Below are 25,765 nucleotides of genomic sequence, written 5' to 3' on the forward strand. Positions count from 1 at the left end.
CATAAACGGAATCTGCTTTCCAAACCCAAATGCTGAAACATGAAAACAGAAAAGGAGTGAGACCAGCCTGAGCAGCCTCACTCTCTTTTCGAAGTGTTTCTTGTCATTTAAGCTTAAAATCTACGAATTCCGGTTCTGCTCCGATTTCCAAACGTCTTACCGCCGGTGTGGTTCTGGAAATAACTTTACCTTTACGTATCACGTAAAGACATTCGCTGGTAAGTCTTACGGCTTCCGCATCATTTCCTGCATCCAGTATGATAATATCTGCAGGTTTACCCTCTTCGATACCATAGGTATCTTCTATGTTCATGGTTTTTGCTGAGCGGGTGGTAATCATATCCATTAAAATGGTAATTTGGTCGTGCCCGTTCATATGCGCCGTATGGGCCAGCAGGTTGGCGGCCGCGATCATATTTCCCTTTCCCATGGAATACCACGGATCCATAATGGAGTCATGGCCGATGCAGACATTGACACCTCGAGCCAGAAGTTCATCCACTCTGGTATGGCCGCGCTTTCTCGGATATCCGTCGGTTCTGTTCTGCAGCACCGAATTGTCAAAGGGGTTGGTAATCATATTCAATTCAGCCTTTTTCAAGATGCCCATCAGTTTAAAAGCATAATCGTTATTATAGTTATGCATAGCGGTGGTATGACTTGCGGCAGCTCTGCCCTGCCATCCTCTGACAATATTTTCTTTTGCCATGACTTCTACAAATCTCGAATGGGGGTCACCGGTCTCATCGATATGAATATCGATGAGCCTGTCGAATTCTTCGGCAAAGCGGTAGACGCATTCCACGTCCCTGACTCCGTCCTCCCTGGTGTATTCAATATGAGGCGCTCCCCCTACCACATCGGCACCCATTTCCAATGCCTTCCTCAGCAGAGCTTCTCCGTCAGGCTTTGTAAAAATACCGTCCTGAGGGAAGGCAACGACTTGAATGTCGATAAGGTCCTTTGCTTCCTCCTTGATTTCCAGCAGGCTTTCTACCGTCAACAGTGTGGGGTCCGAACAGTCCGCATGAGTTCTCACCCTTAGGACACCGTTGGCAACATACCATTTTACCACTTCCCATGCATTTTCTTTCAGAATGTCCTTCGTCAAAAAGGGCTTCCGCTCTCCCCAAATGTCGATAGCTTCCAGCAGGGTGCCGGATTTATTAGGTCTGCTGAGATCTCCTGCAGAAAGTACGGCGTCCATATGAACATGGGGATCCACAAAAGGCGGAATCACAAGATTCCCCATGGCATCTATCACTTCGTCGTAATTTCCCTGCAGTTCATCGGTGATTTTACTGATTTTTCCGTTTTCTATCAGAATACTTTTGAAACCATCACGATCTCTTAGCTTGGCATTTTTGATTAATAATGAACTCATTTTATGCTCCTTCCTTGCCTGAAAGCCATATTCTATACGTATTTTGCATCCTTGCTCACTTCGTGCATATCATTGTAATTGGCTGTTTTAAAGATTGCGTTTATAACTGGTACCGCAAGAGCCGCTACGATAATTCCCTGTAAGGAAGGAACTCCGATTTCATATACGCCGCCGAAATAAGCAGCTGCGCATCCGATAAGGTAAGCGATCAAAGGTACCACTCTCAGCTTTTTAAATGTAACGAATTCCAGCATGGGAAGTGTCTTCTTGTATGTAAATAAGAAATCTCCGATAATTACCCCGCCGAGAGGAGGAATAAAGGTGCCAAATAAATTGAGGAGCGGGATAAAATAAGCGCCGATGCCTGCTACTGCTACCACCGTTGCAATAATAACGCCTCCGATGATAAAGGGTCCTTTATTAGATTTATTGAACATTTCCGCTCCAGCTACACCAAATGCATAAGCGGTGGCATTGTTTGTGGTCCAGATATTCAGCGTGAGGATAATCAAAGCCCAGAAGGTAAGTCCCATGGTAATCATCAGTTCTATGAGGTCTCCGGTCTTGAATGCAAAACCTCCGACCATTCCGGAGAAAACCATGATGCCGTTTCCGATAAGGAAGGAAATAATACCTGCGGTAAACGCTGTTTTTCCGTTTTTTGCGAATCTGGCCCAGTTTGCCGCCTGGGTTCCGCCGGATGCAAAAGTACCCACAATTACTGTAATAGCAACGGTTACGGACATGGTTGCAGAAGGCTGTACACCGAATAAAGCTTCCATGCTCCCAACTTCTCTGAAGGCCATCCAGGTTACGATAACAACCAGGGCTACCATCAGCGGTAATGCCACATAGGATACAATAGCCATGCTCTTAAAGCCATAAAGAGCGGTGGCACCCATGATGACAGACCAGAAAATCATGAAGAAAATCTCCCATCCCGGAAGGCCAAGACCCTTCGCAAAGAGAATGCCCATATACTCAGCTGTAATGGCATACCAAAGAACCTGAGTGCCTCCCAAAATAATATCTGCCCATTTTGCCCCTGCTGTTCCAAGGGTATATCGTGCAAGAAGTACTGAGGTTAATCCGGTTTTGGCTCCGATTGCACAAATAATAGCTACATAAACACCAAGTATGGCACTTCCTGCCAGCAAAATCCAAACCAGCTCCGAAAAGGCGAAGGCGGCTCCCAGCCTTGCTCCTGCTGCCATGGTAGGAGTAAAGAAGGTAAAGCCAATCAATACCCCGGTGACCGCAAGTAGTCCTGAACGTGCTTCCTTGGGCACATGACTGAGAGGATAATCTTTTTCTTCGACGACTGCTTTTTTCTGTTTTTCCGCTTTTGACATTTTCATTCTCCTTTCAATTTCTAACATCTGGGTTGACTGCGAGAACCTCCGTAATCATTTACATTTAATCCTGTTTTATAATTTCAATAATTCCATGAATTTATGGGGCTTTATTAAATGTAATTAATTACATTTCTCGTTCTCATACTATCACATCATGTAATTAATTACAATTATATTTTTTAATTTTCGGAAAATTTTATTTGTTAATATTTAAAAAAGGCAGACAACAAAATTTGCTGTCTGCCTTTCTGAAATTTTTAATTAAAATACCACAATTTGGTTTATATTGTCTATGAAAATGGAAATCGTATAATTTTCTTTTTAATCCTCGATAAAAGGCTGTCTTTCCGCCATCTCGGCAATAGTTTTCACAATATCACCATTCGCTCTGGATGTGACTTTCCCTCTGTCTATATCATCAAAGTCCTTTACGCCATATTGATGCGCAATTTCCGATTTCACTCTTTTAATGATCGCTTCCTGCTGCAGCGTTAAATTCATCCGGCATACCTCCTCTCATTTTCATTTTCTGTTCTATAACTTTATCATCAAATGAATAGGAATTTTTTTCTCTACATTTCTTTAAAATCAACCCAATCCTTTACATCGTCCACCGCATCCTCCGAAGGGATAGTCACTTTTGAATCCGGTTCCACATCGATGGTATCCGTCAATGGGAATGTCGTAAAATTCGGCATATGTTCAGGATTAATTTTTACTTCCTGCTTCATGTTTTCCTCCTGCTAATTTTAAGCGAAAATAAAATCAGCTTATGGAGATTATCTATAAGCTGATTTATTAATAAAATTATTTTTTATACTTATCTACCGGATAGCTGCTGTTCAGCCATTTCAACTAATCTCTTAGTCATATAACCGCCAACATAACCATTCTGTCTAGCTGTAAGGTTTCCCTTATCGATTGTGTCATAACCAGTTAAACCTAATTCATTAGCGATTTCAGTTTTCATGTTGTTCAGTCCATTCTTAGCGTTTGGAACTACTGGTGTGTTGTTGTTGTTATTAGCCATTTGTTTTCACCTCCTTTGTGGTATTAATTTAACCCGTCATAAGATTTATATTACAAGTAAATTTTTCTTGTTTTTCCTCTGTTTTCATATTTATTTTATATCGTATTATTCACTGACAGATGTCTTGACCTGCATATCGTTAACCTGATATCCGCAATGATCACATAAATAGTCAAAAGCAGAACATGCTCTCAATCCATAAAAACCTCCATAGCAAGAAATATGCTTATGATTTGTATGCACATTGCCTTTTAAAGCTTTTAAAGCTTCTTGTTCAGTCCAATGATTCATCTTTTTTTCACCTCCTATTATAGTATCTGATAACAATCTCTTTTCTATTTTCAAATTTTCTTGTTAACTTTTGGTTTGACTCTCTGATATTTAGAATAATTTTCCTGATAAATTTTCATACTAAAAAATGAAAAAAAGGTGTAATCCAAGATTTTAATTAAAGGAAAGAGGTAGAATGAACATGGCAGTTTCGCATAAAGGTGCAATTTCTTTTGGATTGGTTTATATTCCGGTAGCTTTGTATACCGCTACCCAGGACAACGATATCCATTTCAACCAGCTTCATAAAGAGGATCATTCCAGAATCAGATACAAAAAGACCTGTGCCCATTGCGGGAAAGAAGTTTCCGGAAGTGATATCATAAAAGGATTTGAATATGATAAGGATAAATATGTCGTTGTGACCGATGAAGATTTTGAAAAAATCAAAACAGAAAAAGATCGTACCATCCAAATACTGCATTTTGCAGATCTGGAAACCATAAATCCCATTTATTATGAAAAATCCTATCATACCATACCTGAAACCGGCGGCGAGAAAGCTTTCGAGCTTCTGCGCACAGCAATGAAGGATGAGAGTAAAGTAGCCATTGCAAAAACCGTTATGGGGAATAAAGAGACTTTGCTGGCTATTATTCCTACGGAAGATAATATTCTAATCAATACCATGTTTTTTGAAGATGATATCAAGGAGCTGCCAAAGGCCTACGCAAAACCCGAATTGAAGGATGAAGAGCTGACAATGGCTAAAAATCTCATACAGACGATGGTGAGATCCTTCGAGCCTGCTTTATATAAAGACGAATATCAGGAACGGCTCCGCGGCCTGATTGAACAGAAAATTGCCGGCAAAGAGATTGTCGCCGCAAAGGAAGAGGAAAAGAGCAATGTAATCGACTTGATGGAAGCATTAAAGAAAAGCATCGAGCAGAACCAACCGGCAGAACCGCCGAAGAAAAAGCGTGGACCTGCTAAAAAGGAACAACCCGGAGCATAATGAACTGATTGGGGAAAAAACTGTTAAACCATCTGTAAATACATGATGAAAACCAAAGGGGGGGCTCCATCCGGCATCCTCGATTTAAAGGATTGCGTATGGAAAAAGCCCCCCAGGAATGTTTGGAATCATAAGCTGCTGCTTTTAGATTGTCCGGAATCATAGTCTCTTGTTTTCCTCAGGCAGATCCGGCAGCTGCTGTTCTGAAAATGTGATAAATTCGTCGGTCTGTTCTTCCGTCAAATGACCGCCGTCTCTGCAGGCAACCATTTCTTTTTTCGTTCGATATTCCTTTTCCATCCTGCTCACCTCCTGAAAGTTAATATTACCCGGTCGGTTCCGATTTATGTGTCAAAGCAGTGTGGTTTCCATATGAAATGATAATAATGATAATAAGGTTCTATAAATTTTATTTTGAAGTAAATTATATCAAGAAAAAACTTGATGAAGTGAGGAATGAATATGTTTCCAAAAAAAGATTCGAAAGTGAATAAACAAAAAGATCAAAAAATATCCGTAAATGAACGCGAAAAGGACTTTGTATTAACCGGTTCTACCTATGAAAGTAAAACCATACCGGAAAATCTTAAAGACCGGGATTGGATGAGTCTTGGGAAAGGCCGGTAAGTTCATTGAAATACCCGGTCACAACAAACTTAATTGGTCCTTTTGATAAGCGTCTATATTATCCCGAATCGATCCCAAAATTGCTTTGTAAATCAAGACCTCTACATTTTTGAAAAGTTTTTCTGCATTTTCACCGCATTGAGGAGTAATAATTACCTTTACACCATTATCGGCCAATGCTTGAGCCGCTCTAAACCCGCCTCCGCCTTGAGCTGCTACGGCTTTATGATCCAGATAGCCGATTTCTTTAGAATGGGTATTATAGATTATGAAAAACGTAGCCCGACCAAAGCATTTATTAATAACTGCATCGAAAGACTTTTCGTTAACCGGCAATGCAATTTTCATTTGTTTTACCTCCTTGTTGCTAATAACAAGTTTCTTTAATTTCTTTTCTGTTTCTTCGCTTATCGAATGTTCAATCTTACAAGCTTCTCTTGCAGCAGTTGCGGGATCAACACCCAGAACATCTTTCAAAAAATCTTTTATCAAATTTCGCCTTCTCTTCATTAGAGCTGCTATATCATAGCCTTTTTCAGTTAATGTGATCTTACCATAGGGATCTTTTTCAAGATACCCGGTTTCTCCAAGGATTTTCACCATACGGCTTACGCTTGCACGTGAAAAACCAAGAGCATATGCAATATCTATGGAACGAATTTCAGTACCGCCCTCAGACAATTCAAGCAAGACCCTAAGGTAATCCTCTTTCGATTGCGTTATATTTTTCATTCTAAAGTCCTTCCATTTATATACTGATATATACTGAATATAAGGAGTTCTTTATTATACATCATAAAGCCATTATGAGCATATGTCAATAACTTTGAATTTATTACTAAAAAAATTATAATAAATTAAAAGAATGGAGAACTAAGATTCCAATTCTGAATCCAAAAACCAAGAATGCCCGCCGACATTTGCAAATTCAATGCGTGGCGGGCTCTCGTTTCCGAAGAAATTCATAGCGGCAAGACATTTTAAGTTCAATATTCCTGCCTATTTTTAAACACCGATTTAACCAAAGCTACAGCAAAGCTTCTATACGTTCCATGGTAATATCGGATGTTAAGGTATTGACGATTGTACCATCCTTGATCAATACTACCGCCGGAATCTCGCCGACTCCCAGCCTGTCGGCCAGGCCTTTGGATTTATAAACATCCACTTTGGTAACCTTTATTTGGTTCTTGTATTTTTCTTCAAATGCTTCGATCATAGGCAGCAAGGCTCTGCATTCCGGAGAAACGGCATTCCATAGGAATACGATACCCGGGAGTTCCCCGCCCATGATCTGATCCTTGAACACTTCGCTTTCGGCAATGTATTTTTCAGCGCCATATCCTGCAATAGCACCGTCTCCCACCGCTGTTGCAACCTGTTTGAGGAATTTATCCCTTACATCTCCGGCCGCAAAAACGCCCGGGATATTGGTTTCCATTTTTTCATTGGTAATCACATATCCGGGTCTGTTCAGCTCGATTTCGTCCCGGAAGATTTCCGTATTCGGGAGATAGCCGATGAACAGGAAACAGGAGTCCACAGGAACCTCGATCAGCTCATTGGTCTTAGTATTTTTCAGAACGACTGTATTCAGTCTTTCTTCTCCGACGAATTCCTGGGGCAGGGTATTCCAGATGAACTCCATCTTTGGATTTTCCAGAGCCTGGCTCTTAGCGATTTCGTTGCAGTCCATGATTCCTTCGTCATGCATGACAGAAACGATTACTTTATCAGCAAATTTGGTAAGGAACATGCCTTCTTCGATTGCGGCATCCCCACTGCCTATTACCATAACGGTTTTTCCGGTATTGGCAGCAGCATCACAGGTCGCGCAGAAGGAAATTCCTTTATCATAAAGGAATAGATCTTCATTTTTTGCCCCAGTCAAACGAGGTTTGCCTCCGGAGGCAATGATAACCACCTTGGCTTCATAATTCGTGCGGAACGTTTCTACAATCTTCGTATCGCCTTTCAGCGTTACTCCTTTTACATCCGTAAGCTTGAAATTTACACCGAATTTCTTTGCCTGTCTATGAAACAGCTCCATTAATCCAAGCCCCGTTGAACCGTCAGGAAAACCGGGATAGTTTTCAATTTCGTTGGTATAGGTTGCAAGACCGCCGACCAAAGATTTCTCTATTAATAATGTGTTCAATCTGGCTCTGCCGCAATAAATGCCTGCGGTCAGTCCCGCAGCTCCGCCGCCGATAATGACCACGTCATATTTTTCGACTTTTTTTTCCATCTCTTTTCCTTTCTTACTTTGTTTATTCCATAAGAAGCTAAGGGGTATGCCAAAAAAGCTTCCCCTTTAGAATTTTTGTCGATTCAATTACATAAAAAACTTCGCTAACAATTTGCTTCCGATATACGCTCCAATCAGCAGAGAGAGCGCAAATACCCAGCCCGATAGGGAGAGCGAAGCGATTCCGCTGAAGAGTGCCCCGATATTACAGCCAAAGGCCAACCTTGCACCGTAACCCATTAACAGTCCACCTAAAACAGCTGCAATCACCTGCCTGACGGATTTGATCTTTTTGAATTTAAACTGTGATGCAAGCAAAGTGGCCATAAGGGCACCGACAATGATACCTACATTTTGAATGGAGCCAGTATCATTTAAAAATCCGCCATTCAGGGTGTTTTGTGCACCGGCCGAGGAAAAATAGAACCATTTGTCCACGCTTCCTCCCAATGCTTCAAACAGCCATGCACCCCAGTTTGTGAAAGGACCCGACACACCCCAAGGATTCCCCGAAGTGGCCAGAAGCGCTATCTGCAGAATGGAGAGCAACACCGCACCGGTTACATATGTAAACGGATTTTTAAAGATGGCTGTGTAGTATTGATTTTTCTCAAGCTTTTCCCAAATTTTTTTCAACCCTGCGTCACCGCCTTTCTGGAAGTGGAAAATACTCCGAAACCGCTATTTTGTCTTCTCAATAACTACTTCCCATTCTCCGTCGGCTACTTCGTCGATTTCAACATTGTATCCCTGGTTTCTGGCCCATTCTGGAACGTTCTTCATTGCACAGCTATGATCGATTTGAACGATCAGTACATCGCCGATCTCTATTGAATTTATTTTCTTTTCTGTTTTCATAAGAGGTACAGGACAAGCCTCGCCTAAACAATCTAAAGTATGTTCTTTCATTTCTGTATTCCTTTCCCGCGTTATGCGCCCATTTTCTTTTTCTGCCACAGGTCGGCAGCAACATAAAGACAGCCAATAATTAAAAACTGTATGATTACAGCCCCGAACCAACCGAAATAATCCGGCAGGAAAACTTTAGGGCCGTTTGATATGAAGTTAATCTTCCAAAAGCCAAAATGATAAGCGCCTAATAATGACCCGATAATGAAGAAAATCAAGGCCAGCATCTGCATCATAAAGCCTTCACCTACCCTCATCAAGGTACCGGATGCACAACCTCCGGCAATTACCATGCCCGTTCCAAAGAGGACTCCGCCTATAACGGTGGCGAAACTGATCGGAACGACATAACTCATTCCCGGAATCGGCAATCCATTGATAAAGGCACCGTATTTAATCGCCGTGAAACCAATAGTGGTTATTGCAAAAGCAATCAAAACGGCCTTTGTTATCGAAGTACTCCCGGTAATCCATGGATCTCGAAAAGATGCGGTAAAGCAAAATCTCGATTTTTGGAGAACGAAGCCAAAGCAGATGCCAAATATCCAAAACATTGCCAGATTGCCAGACTTATAACTAAGTGCAATCCCTATGAAGATGATGATGATCATAAGCGCAATTCCGTAAGGAATTTGACTTTTCTTTGGTTTTCTAGGAGTGCGAGTACCGGATCGCTGAATACTTCTAATTTCTTCTGACATAGGTACCTCCTTTTACGTGATATAATTTGTTAAGTTTTTGACAGTTTACATGTTGTCATTATAGCATACAAAACACTTGCGTATCCATACCATCTGGTTATACAATATAACAAGTATTTATAACAAAATAACCGATGTGAGTTCAGGAGGATTTGATATGCAAATAGACCATCTCATACTGTTTCATAGAATAGCAACCGAGAAAAGTATCTCTAAAGTAGCAGAAGAATGCCACCTGTCACAGCCTGCTTTGAGTCAGCAAATGAGAAAGCTGGAAGAAGAAATAGGACTTCGTCTTTTGGATCGGAGCAATCGCGGTATCGAATTGACCAGCAGCGGAAAGGTTGTACATAAATACTTTCAGCAAATCATAGAAGTTTATGAGAATCTATTGGAGGAAACGAAAAATCTGACCAATTACAGCGGTACCATCAGAATCTTTGCCTCTCATGTGGTTGGGCAGTATGCTCTTCCTTGCACCATTCACAAAATGAATGAAAAGTTTCCGAAGTTTAATTTCACATTAACGACCATGACTTCCAATGATGTGGTTCGAAAAATCATGGAGGAAAAAGGGAGTATCGGTTTTATTGTCAGTTCGGTCAATAATCCGGATCTGGTCTGCAAACATATCTATACCGACAGGGGGTATCTGGTATGTTCGGAAAAATTTTACAACGAAAATTCCATTACACTGGATAAGCTGAAAACTTATCCCATGATCACCTTGATCGATCGCTTCAGCTCACAAAGAATATTAAATCAGTCACTAAAAAAGGCAGGATACGATATTAATGATTTTTCCGTTTTAATGAATCTGGACTCCACGGAATCGGTAAAGGCTTCTGTGATTGCCAACCTGGGCTTTGCCTTTCTGCCATATATGTCCATTAAGAAAGAAATTTATTTAAAACAACTGAAAATCTTGGAAATACCAGGGTTTCAGGTCAACTACGATTTACATATGATTTACAAGAAAAAAGAAGATGCTCTTGACACACCTGCTGAAATTTTTGATTATTTTGAAAGTATCGTAGACGAAACCTTCTGTTAATCATTTGGTTTTTTGCTGATATAGAATTCCCAAACACCGTTTACCGGCTCCAGGATTTTTACTTTGTAGCGATGTACATTGCAATAGTTTTTTACCGATTCCGATACACAGCTGTGGTCTGTAATCAGCACGATTTGTCTGCCTTTTGAAAGCTCACCTTCCCGTTTCTGCAGTTTTATGATCGGGACAGGGCACATATCTCCCAGACAGTCGATTCGGATCAATTCCTCATGTTTCATCTTATAATACCCATATCATATCTTTCCACCAGTCTTGATGATTCTGGTACCAGCGAACCGTATCAACGATCCCCTTCTCAAAGCGAATGGATGACTCCCAGAAAAGTAAATTTTTAATTTTAGTAGAATCTACCGCATATCTTAAGTCGTGTCCCGGCCTGTCTTCCGCATATTCAATTAAATTCTCCGATTTCCCTAATTCTTTTAGAATAATGCTGACGACCTGAAGGTTTGTCCTCTCATTATTTCCCCCTATGTTATAGACCTCTCCCATCTTGCCCTGAACCAGTATAAGATCTATGGCAGTGCAATGATCAGATACATGAAGCCAGTCCCGAATATTTTCTCCGGTGCCGTATATCGGCAATTTCTGATTTTTTAAGGCTCTGATAATCGTGGAAGGAATCAGCTTCTCCAGAAATTGGAACGGGCCATAGTTGTTGGAGCATCTTGATATGGTAACCGGAAATCCGTAGGTTCTGAAGTATGATTGTGCAAGCAGATCGGCTGCCGCTTTAGATGCTGCATACGGGGAGGAAGTCTGGATGATGCTCGATTCCGTAAACAGCAGGTCCGGCCTGTCCATAGGCAGATCTCCGTAAACCTCATCCGTCGACACCTGGTGGAAGCGCTTCACCCGAAATCTTCTGGAAGCATCCATCAATACTTGTGTTCCTAAAACATTCGTCTTTAAAAAAATTGTTGAATCCTCAATGGATTTATCGACATGGCTTTCAGCCGCAAAATTGACTACTACGTCAAAGTTCTCAAGATCAAAAACATCAAATATGAAATCCCTGTCTGCAATATCCCCCTGAATGAACTTGAAGTTCCGATTTTGCATAGCACGGTCTAAGGTATGAATATTCGCTGCATAGGTTAACTTGTCAAGGCATACCACATTCCAATCTTTATACTTTTCAAGAAAATAATAAACAAAATTACTGCCAATAAAGCCTGCTCCGCCGGTAATCAGTATTTTCATTCAGTCCTCCTTCTAGTAGCCGCTAATGCATCAACGGCTTCGCCTCCGACTCGCTTCGCTCCCTGCTGTCCGTTTTTCCATTGCAGCTTTAGCTGCGGAAAAAAGGCAACGCTGCATCTCAATAATCGCGTTCATTCTATCATAACTAGGTCAACCATGATGATCAATGAACGCTTCTTTACAGCAACGCTGCATCTCAATAATCGCGTTCATTATATCACATATTGACAATGCAATTGCAAGTATATTATGATTAGGTTTGCCAATTACCACCCTATTGAGTTTAAGTGTAGAAGATATGATTGTCAATTTTTATGAAAGATTTCAACCGAAAAATCAGATGTGCTGCTTGGAAGATGCTTTATTTGAAGGCTTTCTTTCCACCGACGGCAAGTATGCCGGTTTGCTGAAGGAGCACTTCGATCAAAGCGGCGGAATAAGCAATATATTATTTACGCCATCAGCTACTGCAGCATTGGAACTGGCAGTTCAGCTTCTTGGTTTAAAGCCGGGCGACGAGGTGATCATTCCCTCTTATAACTTTCCATCTGCCGCCAATGCTGTGATCAAATATGGCGGAACTCCCATCCTGTGCGACGTCGATTCGATAACGAAAACCATATCTTTGGAAGATGCCGCTTTAAGAATTACCAAAAAAACGAGAGCGATTATGCCTACCCATTATGCCGGGATTTCCTGTGATATGGACAGCCTGATGAAGCTGGCTCAGGATTGCCGGATAGCGGTGATTGAAGACGCGGCCCAGGCAGTTCATAGTTTATACAACGGTAATCCGCTAGGGACCATCGGCGATTTTGGTGCATATAGTTTCCATCATACAAAGAATTTTTCCTGCGGAGAAGGCGGAGCTTTTTTATGCAAAGATTCATCCCGAATAGATTTTGCGGAAATTCTGAGAGATAACGGCACCAATAAGGCACAATTCTATAAGCAGAAAACATCGAGCTATTCCTGGCAGTGCGCCGGTTCAAATTATATGATGAGCGCGGCTTGTGCCGCTTTGCTGTACGCCCAACTCCTTGATTATGAAGTGATAACGGCAAAACGCAAAGCGGTTTCGGACACCTATCATGAAATTTTATCCGGATCGTTTGAAAAACTTGGTGAAAAAATAAGCCTCATGGAAATTCCCGACTATTCGGCCCCCAATTATCACATCTATTACATCAATTGCAAGGATTATGAAACCAGAGAAGCCGTAAGAAAGGGTTTACTTGCCGACGGTATCGACGTCAGAACACACTTTGTTCCGCTGCATCTTTCCGATTATGGAAAAGCTTTGGGTTACACAGCCGCTGATTTTCCGAACAGCCTTTCCGCTTTCGAGACCCTCTTGAGGCTGCCGATCCATACGGAAATGACAAGGACAGACTGTGAAACTGCAGCCGGCCTTCTTATCAAGCGAGTAGGAGAACTATCATGGCAACGCTTATCAACGTAATCATACCAACTTATAATGCTTCCGGAACCGTTCGGCTGCTTACGGAGCAGCTTGAAAAAGAACTCGGAAGATACGATTTTCGTATTTTATTCGTCGACGATGCAAGCATGGACGATACAAGGGATATCATTCAAACCCTGGCACAGGAATATCCCAATATCGATTATTTCTTTGCCCGGAAAAACAGAGGACAGCAGGCATCGCTGCATACCGGCCTGAAGATGATATCCGAACCCTGTGAATATGTCATTACGATGGATGATGATCTCCAGAACCCAGTCAGTGTGATCCCTTCTCTTCTCGAAACAATGAAATCAGGCTATGACCTTGTTTATGCCGTGCCGGTTATCGGAAAAGAGGCAGTCAACCCTTCTCCATCCTTTATCAGACGTTTGGGAAGCCGCTTCCGTGATCTGCTTTTCGACAGTTTTCCCAATAAGCCTGCCGGTGTCAGAGTAAGTGCTTTTCGAATTCTATCATACGAGCTTGCCGTAAAAATCGCAGAGTCGAAAAAGAAGTATTTTTATCTTTCGGCAGAAGCGTTTCAATATGATATCCGTACAGCAAATATTACTTATGAGTATGTTCCCAGACACTGTGGAAGGTCCAGCTACCGTTTCGGAAAATTGCTGCTTGTATATTTCAGGCTTTTAATGAGCTATAAGTTAAAGTTGTTATAAATGGTGGTAATATGAAAAAAATAATGATACTCGGCGGTTCCAATTGCCAGAAGAATGCTGTTTTACATGGAAAATCACTTGGGTATGAAGTGTTTATAGCCGATTATGCGAAGTCCCCGTTGGCGGCATGCTTTGCCGATGGCCACATAGAGGTCAGTACCTTTGATCCGGAAGGCTGCATTCGGGCCGCCAGGGAAATCGGTGCCGACGGAATTATGACGATGGGTACGGACCAACCGGTTCTGACAGCCGCCCTCATTGCAGAAGCCTTGCATCTGCCGTCAGCCATCGGCTCCGAAGAAGCAAAGTCGGTCACCAATAAAAAAATAATGAAAGCTATTTTTAAGGCCAATCAAATTCCATCCGTGAATTATAAACTGATTCATTCCGATTCCTCCTTTGACGACATCAAAGAGCTTACCGTACCGGTAGTGCTGAAACCTCTGGATTCGCAGGGGCAGCGGGGAGTTTTCCGGCTGGATGATAAAAATCTTGTTTTTCATTATCTCGATCAAACCCTTTCCTTTTCAAGGGAAAAGGAAGCATTGCTGGAAGAGTACTATCCTTCGGATGAAATCACTGTAAGCGGATGGATCCAAAATTCCAGCCTGACCATACTGACGATAACCGACCGGATATTGCTGCAGGATCCCGTCCATATCGGGATTTGCACCTCCCATAGGTTTCCCAGTGTACATATGGGTAACTATAAGGAAATCAAAGAAATATCAGAAAAGATCGTAAAGGCTTTTCATCTTACAAACGGCCCCTTGTATATCCAGATGCTTATCGGTGAAAAGGGTCTCATGGTGAATGAAGTGGCAGCAAGAATCGGAGGCGCTTTCGAGGATGTCATCATCAAAAAAATCAGCGGCTTTGATATTCTGGACGCCGTCATGCGCATATCTCTGGGCATGGAGGTCGATGCAGCTCCTTTGCAGGATTTTGACTGTTCGAAGTCCAGTGCGGAAGCTTCGGTCCAGCTGATGTTTGCAAGTCCTGGTATCCCATCATCGATCACTCCTGTCGAGCAGCTGTTAAAGCTGGAGCATGTCATAGATGCCGGCTATAATTATAAACAGAGAGAGGAAATAAAATCCATTAAAAACGCAACTGCCCGTTTTGGACATTGTGTTCTTTTTACAGACTCCGGTCCAATAGCACCATCCGTTGATCTTTTTCAACGCAATTTTAAAATTCTGGATGAGAAAGGGAATAATTTATATAAGGTTTTATAATGCTTCAATACTTTAGAAAAAAAAAATCAGCCAGAGCGCTGGTTTACGGTTTGTCCGTATGTTTGCTTTCCGCAGCAGTTTTGCTGCCACTTTCGGGATGTTCCGGCAGTGAAAAACAAAAAGAGATTCATATTGCGGAGCAATTCGGTATTGCCTATGCTCCGCTGCAGGTTATGAGAGAGCAAAAATTGCTCGAACAAGAGCTTCCAGGCGTAAAAATAAACTGGAAGCAATACGGCGGCCCGACTCCGATCCGGGAAGCCATGCTCGCAGGAGACGTCGACTTCGGCTTTATGGGTTCCGCACCCGTCCTGATCGGAATCGATAACGGTATGGATTGGAAATATGCTGCCGGTATCTCTTTCAATCAAGTCGCACTTGTTACGGATCAGCCTGATATCAATTCCATCCGTGATTTTCGTGACAACGACAGGATCGCGATATTATCGCCGGGTTCTACCCAACATATCCTGCTTTGTATTGCCAGCAATCAGGTATTCGGAGACCCAAATAAATTTGACAATCAAATCGTTTCCTTATCACACCCCGATGCCATGGACGCATTGATTGCCGATACCGAGGTCACGGCTCATTTTTCAACTCCCCCCTACCTTGATAAGGAACTGGAGCATGGCATGAAGATTATCACCACCGGTGAGGAAATCATGGGACAGCCGTTCACCTTTATCACGGGAGTTGCCATGGTAAGCTTCTACAAGGAAAATCCCGAAGAATATGATGCGATCATCCGTTCTCTGAACGCTGCTATCGATTATATCAACAGCAATATGGATGAAGCTGTAGAAATGCTGGCACCGATTTATGATATCGATAAAGCAACTTTAAAAGAACAGATGACCTATAACGGTACGATTTATTCCAATCAACTTACCGGCATCGACAAATTGGCGGAAGAGATGTATCGTATCGGGATGCTGAAGAATCCTATTAACTATCACGATGCGGTTTTCCCCAAATCAAGAGGTACCAATGAAAACAACGAAAAAGAGTAAGGAAAAGCTTATCATTATATTCTGGATATTCGTAATGCTGATAATCTGGCAGTTAGCTGCCACAATCGGCGGAATATCTAGTCTTTTGCTGCCCAGTATCGGTGATGTGGCAGCGGCCTTGACCGACTCGTTCCTGCATGGTGATCTGGCATATCAATTGTATTATTCTCTCAGAGTGATTCTTATCGGTATCGTCATTGCGATTTTATCGGCCATTCTGCTGGCGTTTGCCGCACAAAAATCCATGATCATGTCGGGTCTGGTAAAAGTTCTTTCAGCTATCGGTCATCCCCTGCCTGCATTGGCGCTTCTGCCGCTGATCATCGTCTGGTTTGGTACCGGGGATGCGAGTATCATTGCCATTATCGTACATTCGGCCTTATGGCCGATTCTGATCAATTTGAACTCGGGTTTTCAGGCAGTTCCTCAAATTTATCTGGATATTGGCAGAAATTTGGAATTGTCCCCCCTGGAAATTGCTTATGAAATCAAGCTGAAAGCCTCTCTCCCCTATTTGATTTCAGGCGTGAAAATAGCATTCGCCAGAAGCTGGAGAGCTTTGATCGGCGCGGAAATGGTATTTGGCGCCATTGGTCTGAAGGGCGGCATCGGCTGGTATATTTTCAAGCAGAGAACCTTTATGAATACCTCCGGCCTGTTTGCCGGTATTATCGTCGTGATCCTTGTCGGATTATTGATAGAAAGAATCCTTTTTGACTCTATTGAAAAAAGAACTGTACTGAAATGGGGACAAAGTAAAATCTGAATGAAGGCGGCATCATATGGATATCAAATTAAGCGGAATTACAAAAGAATATCTTCACGAAGAAGGAACAAGAAAAGTTCTCGATAATTTGTCACTGTTTGTCCCCAGCGGCCATTTCGTCTCGATTATCGGCCCTTCCGGCTGCGGCAAAACGACCCTGCTCAAGCTGATCGGCGGTTTCGACGGACATTCGAAGCCTTCCAGAGAAATATTTATGATTTTTCAGGATGCCAATCAGCTGTTTCCCTGGAGAACCCTGGAAAGTAATCTTTCCTATGCCATCAGGAAAACCCATAAAGGAATCAGTAAAGCACAAGCCGCAGAGAAGGCAAAGGCGGCCCTTTCAGAAGTCGGTCTGCTGGAGTACCATCATTACTATCCCCACCAGCTGTCAGGCGGAATGAAACAAAGAGGTGCCCTGGCCCGTGCCCTGGCGGTAGGATGCAAGGTTCTTCTGATGGATGAACCATTTACCAGTCTGGACAGGGTTAACAAAGAAATAGCCTATGAACTCCTGCTTAAAATCTGGAGAGAAAAGAAGCTTACGGTCATTTTTGTGACCCATGATCTGGAGGAAGCAGAAAGACTGTCAGAACAAATCCTTTACTTTGAAGATCTGAACGGTAAAATCTCTGTCTGAATTTATGTATGGTATGATTCGAATTCCATATAGATTGTTCCGGAATTCGTGGACCGGCATGCAGTTTTCATCCAGGAAGCGACGGAGTTCTTCCATATATCTTGGATTTCCGTAAATCATATTCCATACAGGTCTCTGCGAGTATATCAGGTCCATTTCATCGGACAGTATGATATACTCGATTTTATTTTTTCTGATATATTCTTCTACAGACAGATCCTCAGCCGCTAAATAGGATAGATTTCTGTAATCAAGAAGCTTACCGTTTTCGAAATAATATTCGCTGTTCAGATTTGCAAGAACCTTGTTTTCCGGTTCCACCGTCTTTGCTATTTCACCGATATAATCTTCATAGCTGAAATGCAGCCATGGAGCGATATTGACAGCGCTTATGGAAGTGACTGCCATAATGAGCACGATGTTCATGATATTGCGTACCGTTTTTTTTGCCTTGCGCAGGATGTCCGTCATACAGCTAACGGCAAGAAAAACCATTGTTGAAAATAAGGGGAATAAAAAGATAATGCTTGTCTGATTGTATCTTCCGATCAGCACCATACCGGTCAGGATGCCGACGAGACCCTTTCCAACTAAAACAAATTCCGCTCCGTATCTCATTTTTCCCCGTATCAACAGAAGCAGCAGGAATGCTGCCGCCAGGCCGAACAGGACGAATTCGAACCTCACGTTGGGAACGTAATAAGTGCCGCTTACTTGATACCAGATTTTCAGAAAAAAATAAGGCAGCTCCGTTACCTTGTCCGTAACGGGTGCACCGACATCAAACTCACTGCTTCCATATTCAAAATAATGACGGAAAAAGCTTCTGTCAAAAGAAAGACTTACTGCAACAAAAAAAGCAGCGATCATCGATGTGATCCCGGCGTAACCCAGCAGCGGTTTCCAGCTCTTCAGCCGCCTCATATTTTTGAAGCCTACCGGAAACAGCATGGCGGCGCACATCGTACCGATCAGAAAACTGTTTGGGTGAAGGCCGACGGATAAACCCGTAATCAAACCGGCGGTCAGGCTCCGTTTTTTTATGACGGCCAGAATACATGCGAGAATACAGCAAACAAGGATGATTTCCTGTCTGGCAAAATGACTGGCGTAGATGAATTGAATATCGGCGGACAAGAATACGGTTCCCGCCAGGGGGTATTCGCAGAAACGTTCCTCACCAAATTTATCAAAAATGGCTTTCAGCAGAAAATAAAACAAGATAAGGGCAATACACCCGAATATCAGGGAAAGGAGCCGAAAGGAAAAGATATGATATTGAAACAATGCCAGCATTGGCATCTGCAGCAGATGAAACAAGATTTTTATTGCGTGAGGATATCTAGGCTTCAGGTCATAGAAGGTTTCCGTCACGCCCAAGTCTCCATTCTCCATCATATTCCTCGTTAATCCCGACAGCCACGACTCATCGGAATGGACAAACGGAAAATTAGTTAAAAAAGATAAACTGATAAGAAAGTAACAAAAAATATAAATTCCCAGGATCAGTTCCTGTTTCCTTACCCGAATCCTGAACAACCCAAAATGCAATGTATTTATTATATCGCTTATTCTCATTATACGTTCCACCGTTCTATAATCCCATTTTCACCACTATCTCACAATGTCCTTGTTATTTCAACTATAAAATAATAGCATGTTGTATAATAGATATTTATATCACAATGTTTTCATTTTGGTATATGATGTTTACAATGACAGTTTACAAATCAGGTATGACACTTTGTAAAGGAGGAGGCAAGTTTGTGCGATTAATTGCCAAAAATTTAACATTCTTCCTGTTGGTCGTAATGTTAGCAATCGTTATTGCTGCCTGCAACCCATCCGAATATGAGGAGACAACGCCTCAAATCATTAGCGCTGCTTCCCTTACCGACCTCATATCGAACAATGACAATCTAGTGATCGTAGATATGCAGAGTCCGGAAGAATATGCAGCAGAACATGTTAATGGCGCCGTCAATATTATCAAGGACGACATTGTAATCAATGTACCGGTTGAGAATATGCTCACCTCAAAATCCAAATTTGAAAGACTGATGGGTGAAAAAGGTATTGATAATGATTCAACAATTATAATCTATGATAATGACAAAATGAGTGCTGCACGACTATGGTGGTCACTGCTGGTATACGGAAATGAAAATGCACGAGTTATCGACGGAGGTCTGGAGGCAATCAAAAGAGCCGGAATCGAGCTAACAGGAGAAGTTCCGGAAATTCAAAAAACCACTTACACTGCGGACGAAAAAAACAAGGCATTTCTTTCAGACATCAGTGATGTGATGGATCAAATCAACGAGCCAAACCCCAATGTTGTTCTGCTGGACGTAAGAACAGATGAGGAGTTCAGCGAATCAGGAAAAGTTCCATCATCCGTCATGTATGATTACAACAATATTTTTTACTCGGACAATACTTTTAAAGACGTACAAGCGACCAGAATCAACTTTATTGACAACGGAATGAGACCGGAGAAAGAAATCATTCTGTATTGCCGAACCTCAATGAGAGCTTCAGCAGTGTTCTTATCCCTCTATAATGCGGGATACCGGAATATCAAAATCTATGATGGCGCTTATCTGGAGTGGTCATCAAACCCAAATAATCCAATAGAATTGCCTGCCGGAGCCAGCGCTCTGCCAAGCAAAAAAGATGCATCCTGAGGAGGAAGTAAACTATGAAACTGAAAAAATTATTGGTTATCTTGTTATGCGTTCTCTTGACAGCGGTATCGTTCGCAGCTTGCGGCAGCAACGAAGAGGCTGCGGCACCACCTGCTGAACAAACCCCTGTTGCTGAAGAAACCAACGCTGTCGAAGAAGCAGCCCTGGCATACTTCGCAAATTTCCCTGCCGATAGACATGTGATCTCTCCTGCTGATTTCTTTACGAAAATCGATGCGGGCGAAGAAATGTTCATTATTGACATTCGATCTGCTGATGATTATGCAAAAGGCCATATTAAAGGCGCTGTAAATTTGCCTTTTGGAAATGGATCCATCGCGCAGAATCTCGAGATCATTCCTGATGATGTTTCGGTCTACGTATACTGCTATACGGGTCAGACAGCGTCTCAAACCACCGCTGTATTAAACGTAGCAGGTAAACCTGCTTATAACGTTCAAAGCGGTTTTGTAAGAGGTATTTCCGTAGAGCCGAATTTTGAAAATTACTTAAGTACCGACCCTGTAGATCTTCCTGCCGATACCTATGAAGTAAACAGCGATATCAAAGCCGCAGTTGAAGAATATTATGCAACAGTTGCTTCCTACGCCGGAACTCCGACAGAGGCCCAGAATATCAAGGTTGAAAATGTGAAAGAAATTGTTGATTCTGAATCTGACGATTATATGATCGTTTCCGTCAGAAAGGCTGAAGACTATGCGAAAGGCCATGTCAAGGGTGCTGTCAACATTCCTTTCGGAGCAGGAATGCAGGATTCTTTGGTTGAATTGCCCAAGGATAAGAAAATCATCGTGTACTGCTACACCGGCCAAACAGCTTCTCAAACGGTTGCCATTCTCAGGCTGCTGGGTTATGAAGCTTACAACATGCAGTTTGGTATGGGTAGTGTAGAAACGAAATCAGGCTGGCTCGGCGCAGGCTTCGAAACCGTAACCGAATAAGTACTGATCGGGTAAGCCGATTCTCCACAAAATTGTTTCAGAAATAGAAGGACACCTGAAATATCGGATATCAGCCGATACCTTCAGGTGTTCTTATTCTTTGCTCCTTTATACCAGCCCTTTTTCTTCGATAAACTCCATTAACATCTTGCTTGTATTACCTGTAATCTTTAAACAATTTGTTAAATGTTCTTTTGTTTCAAACGGATATGGATTCAATGCACGGCAACAGGTAACGCTGTATTTTTCTACAAATCGTTCGCTGAATTCCTTGGCATATTGATATGCTTCTTCTCGGGACTCCAGGTTTGAAGTTCGTCCTTTTATCATATTTAATGCAACAATCGCTCCGGAAAGTGCACCGCACATACATCCCGACTGTCCTACACCACCGCCGAATCCAGTCATCAGCTTCACCAAAGCAGGATCTATTTCCGGAGCAAGCAATTCACGAAAGGTTAAAAAAACTGCTTCTGCACAATTGTACCCTTCTTTAAAATAATTTCCGGATTTGTTCCTTGCTTCGACAGACATTTCATCACTCATGATACGCCCTCCATTCATTTATACTTATATAGTAGCATTGTAATGAGCATATGTCTATATTCCTTTATGGACAATTATAAAAACATGAGATATTCCTGAAATGATATGGAACACCTCATGTTTTTTATATGAAAAGCTCGTCACTATTGGGCCTGACCAAGACCACTGCATTGGCCGAACCCACCTCTGCCATTACCTTGCATACCGCCAAACCCTGCACCCATTCTTTGACCGTTTTTTAGCATACCAGTACCATCACAAGAGGATTGATTGTTTTCTATAGCTGTGATTATTTCATCAGCCCTCTCCTGTGTCAATAGTCCGGCTGCAACTTTTTCAGCTAAAATATTCTTTTTGATTTGCAGCATCTCTGCCTTATACGCTTCTAACTTTCCTGCCTCATTTGCCATAGTTCCATAGGATTTTCCCGTTTCATATCTTTCTGCGATGACAGCTTCAACTGTTTTGCCTGTTAACCCCGCTACAGCCTCTGCGGGAGTGTTATATGAGGAAGCTGCAAATGCGGTGACTGATGCCGCACCCGCTGCCAATACTATAACTCCCACCATGATTAATTTTTTAATTTTTTTCATTTTAAAACCTCCTTATTTCTACTGAACGATTACAAGTAATTGCTTTCACTTGCTATGATGATAGATTACCTGCAAAGTATGGCAAAAATATGTTTTTTAATTTATAAAATTATGTTATTTCGATAATATAAAAACACACTTTTGCCACAACTCTTGTTACCGGATATGGTATAATTAGCAATCATATGTTTGAGGTGATTTATGCCAACGATTCTAATTGCGGATGACAATAAACAAATTACCTCCATTTTGGAGGAATATGCAAAAAAAGAAGGATTCCTAACAAGAATTGCTTTAGACGGCCGGGAAGCCTTGGATCTATTCCAAGAGGTGCAGCCTGATATCGTATTGCTTGATGTTATGATGCCGCTAATGGATGGATTCGAGGTTTGCCGTGAGATTCGAAAGACTTCCAATGTTCCGGTGATCATGATTACAGCCAGAGGCGAAGACTTTGAGAAGATTATGGGATTGGATATCGGTGCAGACGACTATATCGTAAAACCCTTCTCTCCCGGAGAAGTTATGGCAAGAATACGGGCAATTTTGAGAAGAATTTCCCGCGAGGAAGATCAAAAGCATCAAACCTATTCTTACGCCAATTTAAAAATTAACTTGGACGATTATACTGTGGCAATTAATAATTCCTATATTTCATTAACGAAAAAGGAAATTGAATTATTATGGATTCTGGCTACAAATAAGAATAAAGTATTTTCTCGTGATAACCTTTTAAACAGCTTATGGGGGTACGATTATTTTGGCGACAGCCGTACAGTAGATTCCCATATTAAACGCCTGCGTGCAAAACTGGAAGTAATTGACCATGATGAATGGGATATAAAAACGATCTGGGGCGTTGGTTATAAATTTGAGGGTAAAACCGATGAAAAATAAAATTGCATTTCGATTGATTCTATACTTTTCAGCAACGCTGCTTCTGTTTTCTATCAGCATTGGCAGTGTGTTTATGATGCTGTTCAAAGTGCATACGATAGAACTTCAAAAATCAGAATTGGAAAATCGTGCAACAACCATTGCAGCCACTGTATCTGAATTATTGAATGATACGCGTAATAACCCTGGTATGAGAATGGGCATGATGAGCGGAGGCCAGGGTGGTTATATGGCATACCTTCGTTTTTTAGACGATATCGCCATGGCAGATGTCTGGATCGTGGATGAAAACCTGGAATTAATAACAATTGGGCATATGGGGATTCAATCATTTAATTATGCTGATTTGCCCAAAGATGCCGAAACAGTCGTGAAAGAGGTTTTCCAAGGAAGCACCACTTTCAGTGAGGGCTTCAGCGACCTGTTAGAAACACCCACCTTAACAGTCGGAACGCCAATTCAGCAGGACGGTAAGGTGATTGGAGCTTTATTGCTGCATTCTCCTGTCAATGGCATCCATGATGCCATTGATCAAGGCTTTCAAATACTGGCAATCAGTGTTTCCATTGCACTTGTATTATCTATTATTCTATCGATCTTGTTAGCAATTTCCTTTACACGACCGTTAAAAAAAATGAAAAATTCAACAGTACAACTGGCAGGTGGTGATTATTCAGTTAAGACCGGTGTTCATAGCAAGGATGAGATTGGGGCACTTGCTTCCGCAATTGATACCCTGAGCGAACAGCTTGAAGTTGCTAGTAAGGAGAGTGATCATTTAATGAAGCTGCGTCGTGATTTTGTAGCTAATATTTCACATGAGCTTAGAACTCCGGTAACAGTGATTCGCGGCTCGCTGGAAGCTCTTTGTGATGAGGTTGTCGTCGATTCGGAGCAAATAAAAAATTATTATCGTCAAATGTTAAACGAAAGTATATTTTTGCAAAGGCTGGTTGACGATTTACTCGATTTATCCCGTCTCCAAAATATTGATTTTAAAATAGAAATGCAAGAATTAAACTTGTGTGATGTTCTGAATGACGTTGTACGCAGTGCAAGGAATATAGCATCTGGCAAGAACATTGAGATTCAATACAAACAGGATTCCTTGCTTTGCATGGTGGTAGGAGATTATGGCCGGATCCGGCAAATGCTGATGATTATTCTTGATAATGCCATCAAATTTTCTTCTGAAAATAGCATGGTTTCCATATCTCTGCAAAATAGGGAAATTTCTATACGGGATTCTGGCGTGGGAATTCCCCAGGAGGATTTGCCCTTTATCTTTGATCGGTTTTATAAATCCAAGTCCGAGCAGAATAAAAATGGCACAGGTCTTGGACTTTCCATCGCGAAACAGATAGCAGAGAGACATCATATTCAGGTTTCGGTGAACAGCAGTCAAATAGTGGGAACTGAATTCAGATTTCGTTTTTAATTTCCATTTGACTTCATTCACAAGCCAAATGTTCTGGAGGATTCGTTCCGCACGCTTCAGTTTTTTAGAATTGCAAACAATTTCTTGTATCTTTCAGCGAATATACTCCCCTTCCTCCAGACAAATGTAAAATCATGTGTTACATTGTATTTGCCAAGAGGAATTTCTTTTAGCTTTCCTTCTGTTATTTCTTTCCGTGCTGCTGCTTCGTAAAGAAAAGTAATTCCACAGTTTGCCTGTACCAAAGACTTAATTGCATTCATGTTACTGATCTCCACAAGATTCTTAAAGTCCTGTATGGTCAGATTCCTTTCTCCAAGTGTTCTTTCCAGTATCTCCCTTGTCCCGGAACCCGGCTCACGGACAATCAACCTTTCATTCAGCAGATCCTCCACTGTGCTGCCCTTTCCGTTGAATACATATTCCGGACCGCATACCGGGATATATTTTTCTCTTGAATATGGAAGATAATCGTATTCACTTTTCGTGAAATATCCTTCAATAATGGCAAAGTCGATCTCTCCGTTGTTCAGCTTTTCCAAAAGTACGTAAGTGTTGGCTACCATCATCTGAATCGATGTATCAGGGTATTTGTGTAAATAGGCCGCCAGGTGACTTGGAATAACAAATTCTCCAATCGTAAGCGTTGTTCCGAAAATTAGTTTTCGCCGTTCTCCTTTTAACTCTTTTAGATGCTCTCGAAGAAAAAGGTCATCGTGTTTTATGGTAGTTACGGCATTTAACAGCGTTTCGCCTTCCTTTGTCAGCTTCATCTTCTTGCCGTCATACTTGAAAATTTTTATGCCGTACTCCTCTTCCAGATACCGTATATGCTGCGAGACTGCAGGCTGCGTTATATTCATTTTTTCTGCTGCTCTGGTAAAATTCATATATTTGCAGACAGCTAAAAAGGTCTCTATCCTATAATCCAACAATTTTATCACCCTGACTTTAAAAATTTACTTTTCATTTATCATAACATATTATTATCGTTATATAAAATATAATAATTTTTATTTATCA

General features: G+C 41.7%; 31 protein-coding genes. 13 read left to right on the forward strand and 18 right to left on the reverse strand.

Annotated elements, in window-relative coordinates; all coding sequences use genetic code 11:
• Positions 1–103: 103 nt before the first annotated feature.
• From KCX82_RS04695 to KCX82_RS04720, 6 genes are all read right to left on the reverse strand, one after another.
• Positions 104–1,384: a cytosine deaminase gene (locus KCX82_RS04695; protein WP_227017282.1), complete on the reverse strand. Its 1,281-nt coding sequence runs from the start codon at positions 1,382–1,384 to the stop codon at positions 104–106.
• A 32-nt stretch (positions 1,385–1,416) separates the two neighbouring features.
• On the reverse strand, positions 1,417–2,736 hold the full coding sequence (gene codB, locus KCX82_RS04700) for a cytosine permease (RefSeq protein ID WP_227017283.1): 1,320 nt from the start codon (positions 2,734–2,736) through the stop codon (positions 1,417–1,419).
• A 324-nt stretch (positions 2,737–3,060) separates the two neighbouring features.
• Positions 3,061–3,240, reverse strand: a complete 180-nt coding sequence (locus KCX82_RS04705) for a small, acid-soluble spore protein, alpha/beta type (RefSeq protein WP_227017284.1) — start codon at positions 3,238–3,240, stop codon at positions 3,061–3,063.
• A gap of 71 nt (positions 3,241–3,311) precedes the next feature.
• Complete coding sequence (locus KCX82_RS04710; protein ID WP_227017285.1) at positions 3,312–3,470, reverse strand: CDIF630_02480 family spore surface protein; 159 nt, start codon at positions 3,468–3,470, stop codon at positions 3,312–3,314.
• A gap of 89 nt (positions 3,471–3,559) precedes the next feature.
• Complete coding sequence (locus KCX82_RS04715; protein WP_227017286.1) at positions 3,560–3,769, reverse strand: alpha/beta-type small acid-soluble spore protein; 210 nt, start codon at positions 3,767–3,769, stop codon at positions 3,560–3,562.
• A 105-nt stretch (positions 3,770–3,874) separates the two neighbouring features.
• Positions 3,875–4,060: a hypothetical protein gene (locus tag KCX82_RS04720; protein WP_227017287.1), complete on the reverse strand. Its 186-nt coding sequence runs from the start codon at positions 4,058–4,060 to the stop codon at positions 3,875–3,877.
• A 175-nt stretch (positions 4,061–4,235) separates the two neighbouring features.
• On the opposite strand from KCX82_RS04720, the gene ku reads away from it, so the two are divergent.
• Positions 4,236–5,057 carry a non-homologous end joining protein Ku gene (ku, locus tag KCX82_RS04725; RefSeq protein ID WP_405127668.1) on the forward strand — a complete coding sequence of 274 codons (822 nt, stop codon included), beginning with the start codon at positions 4,236–4,238 and terminating at the stop codon, positions 5,055–5,057.
• A gap of 159 nt (positions 5,058–5,216) precedes the next feature.
• Here the strand turns inward: ku and KCX82_RS04730 are convergent, their stop codons facing one another.
• A complete protein-coding gene (locus KCX82_RS04730; RefSeq protein WP_227017288.1) occupies positions 5,217–5,357 on the reverse strand; it encodes a hypothetical protein in 141 nt (46 codons plus the stop codon).
• 162 nt (positions 5,358–5,519) lie between these two features.
• Between KCX82_RS04730 and KCX82_RS04735 the strand changes: the two genes are divergently transcribed.
• A complete protein-coding gene (locus tag KCX82_RS04735; protein ID WP_227017289.1) occupies positions 5,520–5,684 on the forward strand; it encodes a hypothetical protein in 165 nt (54 codons plus the stop codon).
• A gap of 18 nt (positions 5,685–5,702) precedes the next feature.
• On the opposite strand, the gene KCX82_RS04740 is transcribed toward KCX82_RS04735, so the two are convergent.
• From KCX82_RS04740 to KCX82_RS04760, 5 genes are all read right to left on the reverse strand, one after another.
• Complete coding sequence (locus KCX82_RS04740) at positions 5,703–6,416, reverse strand: NifB/NifX family molybdenum-iron cluster-binding protein (protein WP_227017290.1); 714 nt, start codon at positions 6,414–6,416, stop codon at positions 5,703–5,705.
• Between the two features lie 295 nt (positions 6,417–6,711).
• Positions 6,712–7,932: an FAD-dependent oxidoreductase gene (locus tag KCX82_RS04745; protein WP_227017291.1), complete on the reverse strand. Its 1,221-nt coding sequence runs from the start codon at positions 7,930–7,932 to the stop codon at positions 6,712–6,714.
• Between the two features lie 87 nt (positions 7,933–8,019).
• Positions 8,020–8,568, reverse strand: a complete 549-nt coding sequence (locus KCX82_RS04750) for a YeeE/YedE thiosulfate transporter family protein (protein WP_227017292.1) — start codon at positions 8,566–8,568, stop codon at positions 8,020–8,022.
• A gap of 45 nt (positions 8,569–8,613) precedes the next feature.
• Positions 8,614–8,841 carry a sulfurtransferase TusA family protein gene (locus KCX82_RS04755; protein WP_227017293.1) on the reverse strand — a complete coding sequence of 76 codons (228 nt, stop codon included), beginning with the start codon at positions 8,839–8,841 and terminating at the stop codon, positions 8,614–8,616.
• A 20-nt stretch (positions 8,842–8,861) separates the two neighbouring features.
• Positions 8,862–9,542 carry a YeeE/YedE thiosulfate transporter family protein gene (locus KCX82_RS04760; protein ID WP_227017294.1) on the reverse strand — a complete coding sequence of 227 codons (681 nt, stop codon included), beginning with the start codon at positions 9,540–9,542 and terminating at the stop codon, positions 8,862–8,864.
• A 157-nt stretch (positions 9,543–9,699) separates the two neighbouring features.
• On the opposite strand from KCX82_RS04760, the gene KCX82_RS04765 reads away from it, so the two are divergent.
• The gene (locus KCX82_RS04765; protein WP_227017295.1) at positions 9,700–10,596 is read left to right on the forward strand and encodes a LysR family transcriptional regulator; all 897 of its coding nucleotides are present in this window, start codon (positions 9,700–9,702) and stop codon (positions 10,594–10,596) included.
• Here the strand turns inward: KCX82_RS04765 and KCX82_RS04770 are convergent.
• Together KCX82_RS04770 and rfbB are read right to left on the reverse strand one after the other, a co-directional pair.
• On the reverse strand, positions 10,593–10,835 hold the full coding sequence (locus tag KCX82_RS04770; RefSeq protein ID WP_227017296.1) for a sulfurtransferase TusA family protein: 243 nt from the start codon (positions 10,833–10,835) through the stop codon (positions 10,593–10,595). The genes KCX82_RS04765 and KCX82_RS04770 overlap by 4 nt on opposite strands.
• 1 nt (position 10,836) lies before the next feature.
• Positions 10,837–11,820 carry a dTDP-glucose 4,6-dehydratase gene (gene rfbB, locus KCX82_RS04775; protein WP_227017297.1) on the reverse strand — a complete coding sequence of 328 codons (984 nt, stop codon included), beginning with the start codon at positions 11,818–11,820 and terminating at the stop codon, positions 10,837–10,839.
• Positions 11,821–12,097: 277 nt separating this feature from the next.
• Here rfbB and KCX82_RS04780 point away from each other — a divergent pair, with 277 nt between their 5' ends.
• The 6 genes from KCX82_RS04780 to KCX82_RS04805 are packed head-to-tail and all read left to right on the forward strand — an operon-like array spanning position 12,098 to position 17,619.
• Positions 12,098–13,282 (forward strand): aminotransferase class V-fold PLP-dependent enzyme, encoded by a 1,185-nt coding sequence (locus KCX82_RS04780; RefSeq protein WP_227017298.1) that lies wholly within the window; start codon positions 12,098–12,100, stop codon positions 13,280–13,282.
• Positions 13,261–13,962, forward strand: coding sequence for a glycosyltransferase family 2 protein (locus KCX82_RS04785; protein ID WP_227017299.1), 702 nt, complete (start codon positions 13,261–13,263; stop codon positions 13,960–13,962). The genes KCX82_RS04780 and KCX82_RS04785 overlap by 22 nt, the downstream gene beginning before the upstream one ends.
• Positions 13,963–13,973: 11 nt before the next feature.
• Positions 13,974–15,200 carry an ATP-grasp domain-containing protein gene (locus tag KCX82_RS04790; RefSeq protein WP_227017300.1) on the forward strand — a complete coding sequence of 409 codons (1,227 nt, stop codon included), beginning with the start codon at positions 13,974–13,976 and terminating at the stop codon, positions 15,198–15,200.
• Entirely contained in the window at positions 15,200–16,213 is a 1,014-nt protein-coding gene (locus tag KCX82_RS04795) for an ABC transporter substrate-binding protein (RefSeq protein ID WP_227017301.1), read from the forward strand. Before KCX82_RS04790 ends, KCX82_RS04795 begins: the two co-directional genes overlap by 1 nt.
• The gene (locus KCX82_RS04800; RefSeq protein ID WP_227017302.1) at positions 16,191–16,979 is read left to right on the forward strand and encodes an ABC transporter permease; all 789 of its coding nucleotides are present in this window, start codon (positions 16,191–16,193) and stop codon (positions 16,977–16,979) included. Before KCX82_RS04795 ends, KCX82_RS04800 begins: the two co-directional genes overlap by 23 nt.
• Before the next feature lie 16 nt (positions 16,980–16,995).
• On the forward strand, positions 16,996–17,619 hold the full coding sequence (locus KCX82_RS04805; protein WP_227017303.1) for an ABC transporter ATP-binding protein: 624 nt from the start codon (positions 16,996–16,998) through the stop codon (positions 17,617–17,619).
• Here KCX82_RS04805 and KCX82_RS04810 read toward each other — a convergent pair.
• Complete coding sequence (locus KCX82_RS04810; RefSeq protein ID WP_227017304.1) at positions 17,569–19,014, reverse strand: ArnT family glycosyltransferase; 1,446 nt, start codon at positions 19,012–19,014, stop codon at positions 17,569–17,571. The genes KCX82_RS04805 and KCX82_RS04810 overlap by 51 nt on opposite strands.
• A gap of 371 nt (positions 19,015–19,385) precedes the next feature.
• Here KCX82_RS04810 and KCX82_RS04815 point away from each other — a divergent pair, with 371 nt between their 5' ends.
• Entirely contained in the window at positions 19,386–20,306 is a 921-nt protein-coding gene (locus KCX82_RS04815) for a sulfurtransferase (RefSeq protein WP_227017305.1), read from the forward strand.
• 14 nt (positions 20,307–20,320) lie between these two features.
• Positions 20,321–21,268 (forward strand): rhodanese-like domain-containing protein, encoded by a 948-nt coding sequence (locus KCX82_RS04820; RefSeq protein ID WP_227017306.1) that lies wholly within the window; start codon positions 20,321–20,323, stop codon positions 21,266–21,268.
• A 108-nt stretch (positions 21,269–21,376) separates the two neighbouring features.
• Here the strand turns inward: KCX82_RS04820 and KCX82_RS04825 are convergent, their stop codons facing one another.
• On the reverse strand, positions 21,377–21,814 hold the full coding sequence (locus KCX82_RS04825) for a C-GCAxxG-C-C family (seleno)protein (RefSeq protein ID WP_227017307.1): 438 nt from the start codon (positions 21,812–21,814) through the stop codon (positions 21,377–21,379).
• A gap of 143 nt (positions 21,815–21,957) precedes the next feature.
• Positions 21,958–22,407 carry a DUF2680 domain-containing protein gene (locus tag KCX82_RS04830; protein WP_227017308.1) on the reverse strand — a complete coding sequence of 150 codons (450 nt, stop codon included), beginning with the start codon at positions 22,405–22,407 and terminating at the stop codon, positions 21,958–21,960.
• Between the two features lie 201 nt (positions 22,408–22,608).
• Here KCX82_RS04830 and KCX82_RS04835 point away from each other — a divergent pair, with 201 nt between their 5' ends.
• Together KCX82_RS04835 and KCX82_RS04840 are read left to right on the forward strand one after the other, a co-directional pair.
• A complete protein-coding gene (locus tag KCX82_RS04835) occupies positions 22,609–23,304 on the forward strand; it encodes a response regulator transcription factor (protein ID WP_227017309.1) in 696 nt (231 codons plus the stop codon).
• Positions 23,294–24,742 (forward strand): sensor histidine kinase, encoded by a 1,449-nt coding sequence (locus KCX82_RS04840; RefSeq protein ID WP_227017310.1) that lies wholly within the window; start codon positions 23,294–23,296, stop codon positions 24,740–24,742. Before KCX82_RS04835 ends, KCX82_RS04840 begins: the two co-directional genes overlap by 11 nt.
• 56 nt (positions 24,743–24,798) lie before the next feature.
• Here KCX82_RS04840 and KCX82_RS04845 read toward each other — a convergent pair whose 3' ends face one another.
• A complete protein-coding gene (locus KCX82_RS04845; RefSeq protein ID WP_319633332.1) occupies positions 24,799–25,686 on the reverse strand; it encodes a LysR substrate-binding domain-containing protein in 888 nt (295 codons plus the stop codon).
• Positions 25,687–25,765 lie beyond the last annotated feature (79 nt).

The organism is Sinanaerobacter chloroacetimidivorans (genome assembly GCF_018128545.1).
Classification (GTDB): domain Bacteria; phylum Bacillota; class Clostridia; order Peptostreptococcales; family Anaerovoracaceae; genus Sinanaerobacter; species Sinanaerobacter chloroacetimidivorans.